Origin of the sequence: Streptomyces sp. NPDC059456 (genome assembly GCF_042750055.1) — a bacterium.
Lineage (GTDB): Bacteria > Actinomycetota > Actinomycetes > Streptomycetales > Streptomycetaceae > Streptomyces.
The window spans coordinates 1-12,304 of sequence record NZ_JBHYVA010000210.1 but is presented as its reverse complement, the minus strand read 5'-3'; the positions used below and the strand labels follow the sequence as shown (position 1 = coordinate 12,304).

Annotated in this window: 14 protein-coding genes; 3 read left to right on the top strand and 11 right to left on the bottom strand. The window is 73.2% G+C overall.

Annotation, left to right across the window (positions count from 1 at the left end):
- The 4 genes from der to ACFXA3_RS19795 all read right to left on the bottom strand — a co-directional run.
- On the bottom strand, nucleotides 1–1,350 hold a 1,350-nt coding region (der, locus tag ACFXA3_RS19810; protein ID WP_385188408.1), incomplete at its 3' end, for a ribosome biogenesis GTPase Der.
- Between the two features lie 75 nt (nucleotides 1,351–1,425).
- Nucleotides 1,426–2,115: a lysophospholipid acyltransferase family protein gene (locus tag ACFXA3_RS19805; protein ID WP_385188406.1), complete on the bottom strand. Its 690-nt coding sequence runs from the start codon at nucleotides 2,113–2,115 to the stop codon at nucleotides 1,426–1,428.
- Entirely contained in the window at nucleotides 2,070–2,768 is a 699-nt protein-coding gene (gene cmk / locus ACFXA3_RS19800) for a (d)CMP kinase (RefSeq protein ID WP_385188404.1), read from the bottom strand. The genes ACFXA3_RS19805 and cmk overlap by 46 nt, the downstream gene beginning before the upstream one ends.
- Nucleotides 2,769–2,894: 126 nt before the next feature.
- A complete protein-coding gene (locus ACFXA3_RS19795) occupies nucleotides 2,895–3,983 on the bottom strand; it encodes a prephenate dehydrogenase (RefSeq protein WP_385188402.1) in 1,089 nt (362 codons plus the stop codon).
- A 327-nt stretch (nucleotides 3,984–4,310) separates the two neighbouring features.
- Here ACFXA3_RS19795 and ACFXA3_RS19790 point away from each other — a divergent pair, with 327 nt between their 5' ends.
- The 3 genes from ACFXA3_RS19790 (at nucleotide 4,311) to ACFXA3_RS19780 (ending at nucleotide 5,950) form a co-directional block, all read left to right on the top strand.
- Complete coding sequence (locus ACFXA3_RS19790) at nucleotides 4,311–4,652, top strand: DUF952 domain-containing protein (RefSeq protein ID WP_385188400.1); 342 nt, start codon at nucleotides 4,311–4,313, stop codon at nucleotides 4,650–4,652.
- A 97-nt stretch (nucleotides 4,653–4,749) separates the two neighbouring features.
- A complete protein-coding gene (locus tag ACFXA3_RS19785) occupies nucleotides 4,750–5,220 on the top strand; it encodes a Rieske (2Fe-2S) protein (RefSeq protein ID WP_385188398.1) in 471 nt (156 codons plus the stop codon).
- A 28-nt stretch (nucleotides 5,221–5,248) separates the two neighbouring features.
- Nucleotides 5,249–5,950 (top strand): DNA polymerase beta superfamily protein, encoded by a 702-nt coding sequence (locus ACFXA3_RS19780; RefSeq protein ID WP_385188397.1) that lies wholly within the window; start codon nucleotides 5,249–5,251, stop codon nucleotides 5,948–5,950.
- 57 nt (nucleotides 5,951–6,007) lie between these two features.
- Here ACFXA3_RS19780 and ACFXA3_RS19775 read toward each other — a convergent pair whose 3' ends face one another.
- The 7 genes from ACFXA3_RS19775 to ACFXA3_RS19745 all read right to left on the bottom strand — a co-directional run.
- On the bottom strand, nucleotides 6,008–7,030 hold the full coding sequence (locus ACFXA3_RS19775; protein ID WP_385188396.1) for an ADP-ribosylglycohydrolase family protein: 1,023 nt from the start codon (nucleotides 7,028–7,030) through the stop codon (nucleotides 6,008–6,010).
- Nucleotides 7,027–7,758: an NUDIX domain-containing protein gene (locus tag ACFXA3_RS19770; RefSeq protein ID WP_385188395.1), complete on the bottom strand. Its 732-nt coding sequence runs from the start codon at nucleotides 7,756–7,758 to the stop codon at nucleotides 7,027–7,029. The genes ACFXA3_RS19775 and ACFXA3_RS19770 overlap by 4 nt, the downstream gene beginning before the upstream one ends.
- Nucleotides 7,755–8,843, bottom strand: coding sequence for an AAA family ATPase (locus ACFXA3_RS19765; RefSeq protein ID WP_385188394.1), 1,089 nt, complete (start codon nucleotides 8,841–8,843; stop codon nucleotides 7,755–7,757). Before ACFXA3_RS19765 ends, ACFXA3_RS19770 begins: the two co-directional genes overlap by 4 nt.
- Nucleotides 8,840–9,439 carry a nicotinamide riboside transporter PnuC gene (pnuC, locus tag ACFXA3_RS19760; RefSeq protein WP_385188392.1) on the bottom strand — a complete coding sequence of 200 codons (600 nt, stop codon included), beginning with the start codon at nucleotides 9,437–9,439 and terminating at the stop codon, nucleotides 8,840–8,842. Before pnuC ends, ACFXA3_RS19765 begins: the two co-directional genes overlap by 4 nt.
- A 126-nt stretch (nucleotides 9,440–9,565) precedes the next feature.
- Nucleotides 9,566–10,858 carry a pseudouridine synthase gene (locus ACFXA3_RS19755; protein WP_385188390.1) on the bottom strand — a complete coding sequence of 431 codons (1,293 nt, stop codon included), beginning with the start codon at nucleotides 10,856–10,858 and terminating at the stop codon, nucleotides 9,566–9,568.
- The gene (gene scpB, locus ACFXA3_RS19750) at nucleotides 10,858–11,487 is read right to left on the bottom strand and encodes an SMC-Scp complex subunit ScpB (RefSeq protein WP_385188389.1); all 630 of its coding nucleotides are present in this window, start codon (nucleotides 11,485–11,487) and stop codon (nucleotides 10,858–10,860) included. Before scpB ends, ACFXA3_RS19755 begins: the two co-directional genes overlap by 1 nt.
- Nucleotides 11,484–12,304 (bottom strand): segregation and condensation protein A (locus ACFXA3_RS19745; protein ID WP_385188387.1); only part of this gene is annotated, 821 nt, incomplete at its 5' end. The genes ACFXA3_RS19745 and scpB, both read right to left, overlap by 4 nt.

The window sequence follows — 12,304 nt, the reverse complement described above, 5'->3', positions numbered from 1 at the left end:
CACCGGGGCCCCCGGGCGCGGGGGGGCCCCGGGCCCCCCCGGGGGGGGGTGCCCCCCGGGGGGGGGCCCCCCGGGTGGGGGGGGGTGGGGCCCCCGGCGGATCGGGTGCGGGTGGGCCGCCACGACCTCGCCGAGGAAGGCGTTCAGCCGGCCGGTCGGAACGCGCGTCTCCCAGCCCGCGAGGGCCGTCTCGATCGCCGGGACCAGCTTCTCCATGTGACGGCCGGTGAGCGCCGAGACGTTCACCCGCGGCGCCCAGGAGACCTGCTGCATCTCGGTCTCGATCTCGCGCTCGAGGTAGTAGCGGCGCTCCTCGTCGAGCTCGTCCCACTTGTTGTACGCGATCACGATCGCGCGCCCGGCCTCGACGGCCATGGTGATGATGCGCTGGTCCTGGACGCTGATCGTCTCGGTGGTGTCGATCAGGATGACCGCGACCTCCGCCTTCTCGACGGCGGCGGCCGTGCGCAGGGAGGCGTAGTAGTCGGCGCCCTGCTGGAGGTGCACCTTCTTGCGGATGCCCGCGGTGTCCACGAACTTCCAGGTGACGCCGCCGAGCTCGATCAGCTCGTCGACCGGGTCGCGGGTGGTGCCGGCCAGCTCGTTGACGACGACGCGGTCCTCCTTCGCCACCTTGTTCAGCAGCGAGGACTTGCCGACGTTCGGGCGGCCGATGAGCGCGATGCGGCGCGGGCCGCCGATCGGGGTGCCGCCGAAGGTCTGCTCGGGCGCCTCGGGGAGCGCCTCCAGCACGGCGTCGAGCATGTCGCCCGTACCGCGGCCGTGCAGCGAGGAGACCGGGTGCGGCTGGCCGAGGCCCAGGGACCACAGGGAAGCCGCGTCGGACTCGCCGCTCTGGCCGTCGACCTTGTTCGCGCACAGGACGACGGGCTTGCCCGCCCGGCGCAGCAGCTTGACGACGGCCTCGTCGCTGTCGGTGGCGCCGACCTTGGCGTCGACGACGAAGACGACCGCGTCGGCGGTCTCGATGGCGTACTCGGCCTGGGCGGCGACGGCCGCGTCGATGCCGAGGACGTCCTGCTCCCAGCCGCCGGTGTCGACGACCTTGAACCGGCGGCCGGCCCACTCGGCCTCGTACGTGACGCGGTCGCGGGTGACGCCGGGCTTGTCCTCGACGACCGCCTCGCGGCGGCCGATGATGCGGTTCACCAGGGTCGACTTGCCGACGTTCGGGCGGCCGACGACGGCGAGCACGGGCAGCGGCCCGTGGCCCGCCTCCGCGATCGCACCCTCGACGTCGTCTACGTCGAAGCCTTCCTCCGCGGCGAGCTCCATGAACTCCGCGTACTCGGCATCGCCAAGCGCTCCGTGGTCGTGCTGGTCGTTCATGAAGTCCGTTCCTCGTCGTTCGTGGTGATCGGTGGTGCCCGCGCAGCGCGGTTCCACTACTGGGTCAAGTCTCGCTCAGCGCCCGGTGAGGCGCTTGGCGTCGGCCAGGTGGGCGGTCAGCCTGCTCTGGATGCGTACGGTGGCCTGGTCCAGGGCCGTACGGGTACGGCGGCCGGTGCCGTCGCCCGCGTCGAACGCCGATCCGAAGACGACGTCGACCCGGCTCTTGAACGGCGGCAGTCCGCGGACCAGCCGCCCTTGGCGTTCGGTGCTGCCGAGCACGGCCACGGGCACGACGGGTGCGCCGCTGCGGACCGCGAAGTACGCGAGCCCGGCGCGCAGCGAAGCGAAGTCGCCCTCGCCGCGGCTGCCCTCGGGGAATATCCCCAGGGCCCCGCCGTTCTCCAGCACCGCCAGCGCCTTGGTGACGGCGCCCCGGTCCGTGCCCGTACGGTCGACCTTGACCTGGCCGATCCCGTCCAGGAACGGGCCGAGCGGGCCGATGTACGCCTCCTTCTTGATGAGGAAGTGCAGCGGCCGCGGGGCGGTGCCCATGACCATGGGCCCGTCGATGTTGTGCGCGTGGTTCACGGCAAGGATGACAGGGCCCGAGGCGGGCACGCGCCAGGCGCCCAGCACGCGCGGCTTCCACAGCCCGTACATGAGGCCGATGCCGATCCGCCGGCCGAGCGCCGCACCCTTGAGGGAGGGCGTTCCGCTCACGTGCGCGCCGCCCGCTTCTCCTCCACCAGCGTCACGACGCATTCGATCACCTGGTCGAGCGTGAGCTCGGTGGTGTCGACCTCTACGGCGTCGTCGGCCTTGGCCAGCGGGGAGGTCTTGCGGCCGGAGTCGGCGGCGTCGCGCTTGATCAGGGCTTCCTTGGTGGCCGCGAGGTCCGTGGCCTCCTTGCCGCGCAGCTCGCCGCTGCGGCGCGCGGCGCGGGCCTCGGCGGACGCGGTCAGGAAGATCTTGAGGTCGGCGTCGGGCAGGACGGTGGTGCCGATGTCCCGTCCCTCGACGACGATCCCGCCCTCGGCCGAGGCCGCGATGGAGCGCTGGAGCTCGGTGATCAGGGTGCGCACCTCGGGGACCGCGCTGACGGCGCTGACCTTGGAGGTGACCTCCTGGGTGCGGATCGGGCCGGAGGCGTCGAGGCCGTCGACCGTGATGGTCGGCGCGGCCGGGTCCGTACCGGAGACGATGCCGGGCTTGCCGGCGGCCACGGCGATGGCGTGCGGGTCGTCGGTGTCGATCCCGTTGGTGATCATCCACCAGGTGATGGCCCGGTACTGGGCACCGGTGTCCAGGTAGCGCAGCCCGAGCTTGGCGGCCACGGCCTTGGAGGTGCTGGACTTGCCCGTGCCGGAGGGACCGTCGATGGCGACGATCACGGCGGACGGAGCTGCGGTTTCCACGGTGCGGGCACCTTCCTGGTTGCGCGTACGTGTCCGGGCGCGCCAAAGCGCCCCTCCCCAAGGTTACCGGCCCCGGACGCGGGCGCCGCCCAGTACCGGGGAGTACGGGGCGGGCGGCCCGCGGGGCTACTGCTGGCGCAGGGCCCAGCCGCGTTCGCGCAGCTCCGCGGTGAGGGCGGCGGCCGCCCTCGGATCGACCATCAGCTGGACGAGACCGGCCTGCTGGCCGGTGGCGTGCTCGATGCGGACGTCCTCGATGTTGACCCCGGCCCGCCCGGCGTCGGCGAAGATCCGCGCGAGCTCGCCCGGCTGGTCGCTGATCAGCACGGCGACCGTCTCGTACGCCATGGGTGCGGCTCCGTGCTTGCCCGGTACCCGTACCCGGCCGGCGTTGCCGCGCTTGAGGACGTCCTCGATGCCGGCCGCCCCGCCGCGCCGCTTGTCGACGTCCGCCGACTGGAGCCCGCGCAGGGCGTCGACCGTGGCTTCCAGGTCGGACGCGATCCCGGCCAGGACGTCGGCCACCGGGCCCGGGTTCGCGGAGAGGATCTCCACCCACATCCGCGGATCGGAGGCGGCGATCCGCGTCACGTCGCGGATGCCCTGCCCGCACAGCCGCACCGCCGTCTCGTCGGCCTCCTCCAGGCGCGCCGCGACCATGCTGGACACCAGCTGCGGGGTGTGGGAGACCAGCGCCACCGCCCGGTCGTGCGCGTCGGCGTCCATGACCACGGGCACGGCCTTGCACAGGGCGACCAGTTCGAGCGCCAGGTTGAGCACCTCGTGGTCGGTGTCGCGGGTCGGGGTCAGCACCCAGGGCCGGCCCTCGAAGAGGTCGGCCGTCGCGGCGAGCGGGCCCGACCGTTCCTTGCCGGCCATCGGGTGGGTGCCGATGTAGGCGGTGACGTCCACGCCGAGGGCCTCCAGCTCCCGGCGCGGTCCGCCCTTGACGCTGGCGACGTCCACGTACGCCCGGGCGGCTCCGCGGCCGATCGCGTCGGCGAGCGTCGCGGCCACGTGGGCCGGCGGCACGGCGACGATCGCGAGGTCGACCTGGCCGTCGGGGGCCTCGTCGGTGCCGGCGCCGAGGGCGGCGGCCGTACGGGCCTGGGACGGATCGTGGTCGGCGAGGTGGACGGTGATCCCGCGGCCGGCCAGGGCGAGCGCCGCGGAGGTGCCGATCAGTCCGGTTCCGATGACGACGGCGGTTCTCACGGGGGCGCTCCAGGGATGCGGTGACGAGTAACGGCAAGTCAGGGCCAGAGTAGCCAGCGCACACGCCAACGGGGCCCGGCAGCCCGTCATGTGGGACGACGGCCGGGCCCCGTACGCCGGGGACGGCTGCGGGTCAGAGGTTCTGCTGCTGGACGATGTCCTCGATCGACTCTGCGGGCAGCGTGCCGCCCGGGCCAAGCCCGTCGACGGCCTGCGGCAGCGACTGCGCGATCCGGTCGGCGACCTCCTCCGGACGATGTCACCTGAACCACCCCGTACCGCCATGTGGTGTGAACGGGGGGCGGACCCTGCGGTAGAACGATCGGCATGATCTTCCACATCGTGCCGCTCGCCGACTGGACCGCCGCGCCCGAGCTCCCGTACGCCCCCTCCTCGCTCGAAGCGGAGGGGTTCGTGCACTGCTCCGCCGACCGCCCGACGGTGCTCGCGATCGCGGACGCGCACTACCGCGACGAACCGGGTCCCCTGCTGGCCGTCGAGCTCGACGAGCGGGCGCTGACCTCGGAGGTCCGCCGCGAGGGTGAATCGGGCGGCCGCTACCCGCACGTCCACGGCCCGCTGGACCGGGCGGCGGTCGTCCGCGTCTGGGAGGTCGTCCGCACGCCGGGCGGCCCGGCGGAACTGGCCCCGTGGGGGCAGGGCTCCTGAGCGGCTCCCGCAACCGGGCGGCGCGGGGTCTTCTCCTGGCGCCCGGGAGACGCCAGGATGCTGCTCGCCATCCCGGACCCCCGATCGAGGAGCATCCATGAGCGACCCCATGCCGACGGCCCGACGCACGGTACTCGCGGCAGGAGCGGCCGTCGCGCTGGCGGGCGGCGCGCTCACCGCGTGCAGCAGCGAGGAGAAGGGCCCGAAGAGCGAGCCGGGCAGCCCCTCGACGCCGCAGGCGGCGGCCACGCCGTCCGCCTCGTCGGGGACGGGAACGGGCAAGGCGCTCGTCCAGTCCTCCGCGGTCCCGGTGGGCGGCGGCACGGTCCTCAAGGAGGAGAAGCTGGTGGTCACCCAGCCCACGGCCGGGTCCTTCCGCTGCTTCACCGCGGTCTGCACGCACCAGGGCTGCCTCGTGAACAAGGTCGAGGCCGGCACCATCGACTGCCCCTGCCACGGCAGCAAGTTCCAGATCACGGACGGCGCGGTGGCCCACGGCCCGGCGACCCGCCCCCTGGCGGAGAAGCAGATCACGGTGGCTCCGGACGGGAACATCTCGCTCGCGTAGCGGAGCCGCTCCCGCCTACGCTCCGGGGATGAACGCGCCGACGACACCCCCGGAAGCCCTCGCCCTCGTACGCGACCACACGGTCTACGCGTGCGTCATGGGATCGCGGGCGTTCGGTCTGGCGACGGAGGCGAGCGACACCGACCGGCGCGGCGTCTACGCCGCCCCGACCCCGCTGTTCTGGCGCTTCCGGAAGCCGCCGACGCATGTGGAGGGCCCGCGGGAGGAGGAGTTCTCCTGGGAGCTGGAGCGCTTCTGCGAACTCGCCCTGCGCGCCAACCCGAACGTCCTGGAGTGCCTGCACTCCCCGCTGGTGGAACGGCTGACCCCGGTGGGCGAGGAACTCCTCTCCCTCCGGGAGGCCTTCCTGTCCCGCCGGGCCCACACCTCCTTCAGCCGGTACGCGGCCTCCCAGCACGGCAAACTCGTCGCGGACGTCCGCGTCCACGGCGCACCGCGCTGGAAGCACGCCATGCACCTGCTGCGCCTGCTCCTGTCCTGCCGGGACCTGCTGCGCACGGGCCGCCTGACGATCGACGTCACCGAGCACCGCGACCGGCTCCTGGCGGTCAAGCGCGGCGAACTGACCTGGCCCGAGGTGGACGCCTGGATGACCCGCCTGACGGCCGAAGCCGAGGCCGCGCTGACCACCACCCCGCTCCCCGAGGACCCGGACCACGCCCGCGTGGAAGCCTTCCTGACCCGCACCCGCCGCGCATCAGCCGGCTAGCGTCCGGGGTCCGACGGCTCGCGCGGGCCCGGCGGGCCGCTCGTGCGTCGAGCGCGGTCAGGCGTCCCAGAGGGTGCCGAAGGCCAGGAGGTCCTCGCGGTATTCGATGCGGCCTTCCCAGTCGCGGGGCCAGGCGTCCGCGCCGAGGTGGGCGCCCGCGAAGGCGCCGGCCAGGCAGGCGATCGAGTCCGAGTCGCCCTTCGTGCAGGCCGCGCGGCGCAGCGCCGTCAGGGGGTCCTCCGGGAAGAGGAGGAAGCACTGCAGGGCCGTGGCGAGGGCCTCCTCGGCGATCCAGCCGTCGCCCGTCGTCAGGCACGGGTCGGTCTCCGGGGACGGGGTCCGCAGGGCCGCCGCCAGCCGGTCCAGCACCGCCAGGCATTCGTCCCAGCCCCGGGCGATGAACGACTCCGCGCTCGCGTCCGACGCCGTGCGCATCCACAGGTCGCCCAGCCACCGCTCGTGGTAGTGCGTGCGGTGGTGCAGGGCGTACGAGCGCAGTTGTCCGACCAGGCCCGTCACCTCCGCGCCCTGTGCGAGGAGGTACACCGCCCGCGCGGTCAGGTCGGAGGCCGCGAGCGCCGTCGGGTGGCCGTGGGTCAGGGCCGACTGGAGCTGGGCCGCGCCGGCCCGCTCCTCCTCCGTCCAGCCGGGGACGAGGCCCACCGGGGCCACCCGCATGTTCGCCCCGCAGCCCTTGGAGCCGACCTGGCTCGCGTCCCGCCAGTCCCGGGAGGGCTCGTTCAGCAGGCTGCACGCCCGCAGGCACGTGTTGCCGGGCGCCCTGTTGTTCTCCGGGGAGTGGTACCAGTCCACGAACTCCTCGCGGACCGGGTGCGTCAGGCGCAGCGGTCCCACGGGCCCGCGTTCCGTCGCCGTGCGCATTCCGCGCGCCAGCGCCAGCGTCATCTGGGTGTCGTCCGTGACGACGGCCGGGCGGGGCAGCCGCATCTCACGCCACGGGCCGGTCTTCGCCAGGATCGACGGGACGTCGTTGAACTCCGTCGGGAAGCCCAGCGCGTCGCCCAGGGCGAGGCCGATCAGGGCTCCCGTCGCCGCCCGCTTCTTCGGGGCCAGAGTCATGTCGCGTGTCCTTCCGTGGGACGGAGCAGGGGCGGGTGGAGGGCGGTCGCCGGGCCCGCCCGGTACAGCGCGGCCGGTTTGCCGCGGCCTCCGGTCAGGCGGGCCGCTCCCGGCACCGCCTCGACGAAGCCGGGTGTCGCCAGCACCTTGCGGCGGAAGTTGGGGCGGTCCAGGACGGTCCCCCAGACCGTCTCGTAGACGGCCTGGAGCTCCCCCAGGGTGAATTCGGGCGGGCAGAACCCGGTGGCCAGGCAGGTGTACTCGAGTTTCGCGCCGATGCGGGAGCGGGCGTCGGAGAGGATCAGCGCGTGGTCGAAGGCCAGCGGCCCGGTCTCCTCCACCGGCACCCAGCGCGCCCGGTCCGCGTCGCCACCGCCCTCCGCCACCGGCTCCGGCATGTCCGGGACCAGGGCGGTGAAGGCAACGGAGACGACCCGCATCCGCGGATCGCGGTCCGGTTCGCTGTACGTGCGCAGCTGCTCCAGGTGGAGCGCGCCGACGACCGCCTCCGGCAGGCCGGTCTCCTCGGCCAGTTCCCGGCGGGCCGCCGTCTCCGCGGACTCCCTGGGCAGCAGGAAGCCGCCGGGCAGCGCCCAGGCCCCCGCGTACGGGTCCTGGCCGCGGCGGATCAGCAGGACGTGCAGCGCGCCGCCTCGGACGGTGAACACCGCCAGGTCGACCGTCACCGCGAACGGTTCGAAGGCGTGCGGGTCGTAGGCCGTCGTCATCGTTTCTCCGGCAGGGGGTCCGCGAAGTGCCAGCCCGCGCGGAGCAGTTCGTCGACCGCCTCGACCGCCGCCTTCAGCCGCGTCTCGTGATCGCCTCGTACGATCAGGAAACGCCGGCCCGTCCGCGTGAGTTCCTCGCGGAAGCGGTCCGTCATCCAGGGCCTCAGGTGCTCGCCGTCGCGCAGGCCGTCGTCCTCGAAGGGGACGTCCGCGTGGTCCGTCAGCAGGTACAGGTGCCGGTGCGTCAGCGCGGCGGTCTTCTCGACCTCCTCGTTGCGGCCGCCCAGGTACCGCTCGTGCCAGATGCCGGTCGCGAAGGAGTCGGTGTCGCAGATCAGCACGGGTGAGCCGGTCCGGGCCGCACGCTCCTCCTCCGCGTCCTGGCGCCGCGCGATCACGGGGAACTCGGCCGCGGTGAACGTCACGTCCTCCCAGGTCGCCGCCGGGTCCGCCGCGCGGGCCGCCGCGAGCTTCTCCTCGCTGTAGGTGCGCCCGTACTCCGCGACCCAGCCCGTCGCGGCCCAGACCCCGCCGCGCGCCCGGTAGTGGTCCGCGAGGGCCCGCGACAGGGTCGTCGTACCGGTCGACTCGGCGCCGAGCACGACGATCCGCCGGGTCAGGGCGGCCCGTACGCCCGGCCCCAGGAACTCCCAGGTCCCGGCCGGGTCGGCCCGTACGGCCGTGCCGGAGACGGGGAAGCTGGTGCGCCCGGGGTCCACGCAGACCTCCTCGGCCCCGAACCGCCGGGCGAGTTCCGCCCCGTACTCCTCCGAGCTGAAGACGGCGTCGACCGGACCGGGCACCGCGCCCCGGAAGACCGCCATGTGCGCCTCCCAGACCGCCGGATCGTGCAGGTCGACCGGGATGTCGTCGACCGCGCCGACGACCTGCGCCCCCGGGTGCGCCTCGCGCATCCACGCCACCCGGTCGGCGAGCGGCACCGATTCCACCGAGGCGGCGCACACCAGTACCGTCAGCCGTTCGCACTGCTCCTCGGCGGTGCGCACCAGGTGGTGGTGCCCGGCGTGCGGCGGGTAGAACTTGCCCAGCACCAGGCCGTGGGCGTAGCGCTTCGCGGCGCTCATGCCGTGGCCCCCGCCGTCGCCGTACGGGCGCCGCGCGCCGGCATCGTGCGCCGCCAGCCGAGCAGGCCGACCACGCACAGCGCGAGGAAGCCCGCGTACAGGGCCGAGGTCAGGTACAGGCCCTTGTACGCGTACAGCGGGATGTAGACGAGGTCCGCGGCGATCCACAGCCACCACGACTCGAGGAGCTTGCGGCACTGGCCGTACGTGGCCATGAGCGAGAGCGCGGTGGTCAGCGCGTCCCAGAACGGGACGGTGGAGTCGGTGACCCGGCTCAGCAGCAGCGTGAGTCCGAGGACCCCCGCCGCCCCCGCCGCGCCCAGCGCGGCCCATTCGGTACGCGTGGTGCGGCGTACCGGAAGGGCCTGTGCGGAGCCTGGTCCACCCCCGTGGGTCCAGGTCCACCAGCCGTACGCGGCGAGGGCGACGAAGACGATCTGCAGTCCTGCGTCGGCGTACAGGCCGGACCGCAGGAACAGCACGATGAAGAAGACGTTGTTGGCGATGCCGATCGGCCAGTTCGCGACGTGCTGCCGGGCGACGAGCCAGACGCACAGGGCTCCGGTGACGAACCCCAGTATTTCGGTCCAGCTCATGACGCCCGACCCCCTCGCTCTTTAATGGTCATGTTGACTATAAACAGGAGGGCGGGTCCCTGACAAGCGAAAAGCCCGCAGCGCCACGGGGGCACTGCGGGCTTTCGCTCGTGGGGGACGGACCGGCTACAGACCGACCTCGCGCATGAGCATGCCGACCTCGGTGTTCGTCAGGCGGCGCAGCCAGCCGGACTTCTGGTCGCCCAGCTCGATCGGGCCGAAGGAGGTCCGCACGAGCTTGTCGACCGGGAAGCCCGCCTCGGCGAGCATCCGGCGGACGATGTGCTTGCGGCCCTCGTGCAGGGTCACCTCGACCATGTAGTTCTTGCCGACCTGGTCGAGGACCCGGAAGTTGTCGGCGCGGGCCCAGCCGTCCTCCAGCTCGATGCCGTCCTTGAGCCGCTTGCCGATGTCGCGCGGCAGCGAGCCGGTGATCGCGGCGACGTACGTCTTCTTCACGCCGTACTTCGGGTGCGTGAGGCGGTGGGCCAGCTCACCGTGGTTGGTGAGCAGGATGATGCCCTCCGTCTCGGTGTCGAGGCGGCCGACGTGGAAGAGACGGGTCTCACGGTTGGTGACGTAGTCGCCGAGGCACTGACGGCCGTCCGGGTCCTCCATCGTGGACACGACACCGGCGGGCTTGTTCAGCGCGAAGAACAGGTACGACTGGGTGGCGACCGTCAGGCCGTCCACCTTGATCTCGTCCTTCGGCTGGACGCGCTTGCCCTGCTCCAGCACGATCTCGCCGTTGACCTCGACGCGCGCCTGCTCGATGAGCTCCTCGCACGCGCGGCGCGAGCCCATGCCGGCACGGGCGAGCACCTTCTGCAGGCGCTCGCCTTCCTGCTCGGCGCCCGGGAAGGTCTTCGGGGTCTTGATCACGGGCTTGTCGGCGTACCGGTCGCGCACGCGCTCCTCGATCCGCGCGTCCAGCTCGCGGGGACGCGACTGGCCGCTGCGGCTGCCCGGGCCGCGGCGCGGGCCGCCGGCCCCGCCGATGCCGGGGGTCTTGGCACCGCGGGGACCGCCCTTGGCACCACCGCGCGCCGCGTCGCCGCGGGCACCGCCGCGGCTGCGCTCGCCCTCGGGGCCGACGTCGTAGCGGCGCTCCTCGGGGCGGGGGTTGCGGGGGCGCTGCGGTGCCTGGTCGCGGTCACGGTCGCGCGGGGCACCCGAGCCGGAGCCACCGCCGTAACCGCCGCCGGAGCTCCCGCCCCGGTAGCCACCGCCGGAGGAGGAACCGCCGCGCTGGCCACCGCCGCCGGAGCCGCCGCGCTGGCCGCCTCCACCGGAGGAGCCGCCACCGCGGTAGCCACCGCCGCCGGAGGAGGAGCCGCCGCGCGAGTTACCGCGCCCGCCGCCACCACCGCCGCCGCTGTTCCTGTTACCGCCGCCGTTGCCGTTGCCGCTGCTTCGCATCAAAGTTCCGTCGTCTTGTCGTCTTCATCGGTATCCGGTGCATCCGGATCGAACGACGGAACACCCTCTTGCGTCTCGGCTTCGATCGCGTCCGCCTCGGGGAGGAAGGGCGCGAGCTCCGGGAGCTCGTCCAGGCCGCGCAGGCCCATCCGCTCCAGAAAGTAGTTCGTCGTCCTGTACAGGATCGCACCTGTTTCGGGTTCCGTGCCCGCCTCGGCCACCAGACCGCGCTGGAGCAGGGTCCGCATGACCCCGTCGCAGTTCACTCCGCGGACCGCCGAGACCCTCGACCGGCTCACCGGCTGGCGGTACGCGACCACCGCCAGCGTCTCCAGGGCCGCCTGGGTCAGCCGGGCCTGCTGCCCGTCCAGCACGAAGCGCTCGACGGCGCCGGAGTACTCCGCCCGGGTGTAGAACCGCCAGCCGCCGGCGACGAGCCGCAGCTCGAAACCGCGCCCCTGCACGGTGTACTCGTCGGCCAGCTCGCGCAGCGCGTCCGCGACCTCGCGCGGGGTGCGCTCCAGCACCTTCGCCAGGTGCGCCTCGGTCGCGGGCTCGTCCACGACCATGAGGACGGCCTCCAGGGCGGGCTTCAGCGCCAGGGCCGCCACGGCGCTCTCCGTCGTCATTCCTTGACCTCCACGATCCGGTCGAACTCGTCGGTCACCTTCGGCATCCCGTCGCCGTCGCCGCCGCTCCAGCGGACGGTGAGCGTCCGCAGCGCCTCCTCCTGGTCGAGGACCACCGCCTTCTCGCGGTACAGCTCCAGGAGGGCCAGGAAGCGGGCAACGACGGTGAGGGTGTCGTCCACGCCCTCGGTCAGCTCCGCGAAGGTGGCCTCGCCGCGCGTCTTGAGCAGCGCGACCACGACGGCGGCCTGCTCGCGCACGCTGACGAGCGGGGCGTGGATGTGGTCGACGTAGACCTGCGGCTTGGCCTTGGGCTGCATGGCCTTGACCGCCAGCCGGGCGAAGCCGTCCGCCCCGATTCCGATGACGACCTCGGGGAGCAGCTCGGCGTGGTGGTCCTCCAGGCCGACGGTACGGGGGTGGCGGCGGCCCTCGTCGGCGGCGCGGCGATCGAAGATCTCGGCGATCTGCTTGTACGCGCGGTACTGGAGCAGCCGGGCGAACAGCAGGTCGCGGGCCTCCAGCAGGGCGAGGTCGGCCTCGTCCTCCACCTCGGCGGCGGGGAGCAGACGGGCGGCCTTGAGGTCCAGCAGGGTCGCGGCCACGACGAGGAACTCGGTGGTCTGGTCGAGGTCCCAGTCGGGGCCCATCGCGCGGATGTGCGCCATGAACTCGTCGGTGACCTTGGAGAGGGCGACTTCGGTGACGTCGAGCTTGTGCCGGGAGATCAGCTGGAGCAGCAGATCGAAGGGCCCTTCGAAGTTGGCGAGCCGCAACGTGAACCGCCCACCGGACTCCCCCGCGCCCTCCGCGGGCC

Coding starts and splice junctions, on each gene's coding strand:
- ACFXA3_RS19755 (WP_385188390.1), bottom strand. CDS start 10,858: ATGCGAAGCAGCGGCAACGGCAACGGCGGCGGTAACAGGAACAGCGGC.
- ACFXA3_RS19780 (WP_385188397.1), top strand. CDS start 5,249: ATGAACGCGCCGACGACACCCCCGGAAGCCCTCGCCCTCGTACGCGAC.
- ACFXA3_RS19775 (WP_385188396.1), bottom strand. CDS start 7,030: ATGACTCTGGCCCCGAAGAAGCGGGCGGCGACGGGAGCCCTGATCGGC.
- ACFXA3_RS19765 (WP_385188394.1), bottom strand. CDS start 8,843: ATGAGCGCCGCGAAGCGCTACGCCCACGGCCTGGTGCTGGGCAAGTTC.
- pnuC (WP_385188392.1), bottom strand. CDS start 9,439: ATGAGCTGGACCGAAATACTGGGGTTCGTCACCGGAGCCCTGTGCGTC.
- scpB (WP_385188389.1), bottom strand. CDS start 11,487: ATGACGACGGAGAGCGCCGTGGCGGCCCTGGCGCTGAAGCCCGCCCTG.
- ACFXA3_RS19805 (WP_385188406.1), bottom strand. CDS start 2,115: ATGCGTCGTGACGCTGGTGGAGGAGAAGCGGGCGGCGCGCACGTGAGC.
- ACFXA3_RS19785 (WP_385188398.1), top strand. CDS start 4,750: ATGAGCGACCCCATGCCGACGGCCCGACGCACGGTACTCGCGGCAGGA.
- ACFXA3_RS19790 (WP_385188400.1), top strand. CDS start 4,311: ATGATCTTCCACATCGTGCCGCTCGCCGACTGGACCGCCGCGCCCGAG.
- ACFXA3_RS19770 (WP_385188395.1), bottom strand. CDS start 7,758: ATGACGACGGCCTACGACCCGCACGCCTTCGAACCGTTCGCGGTGACG.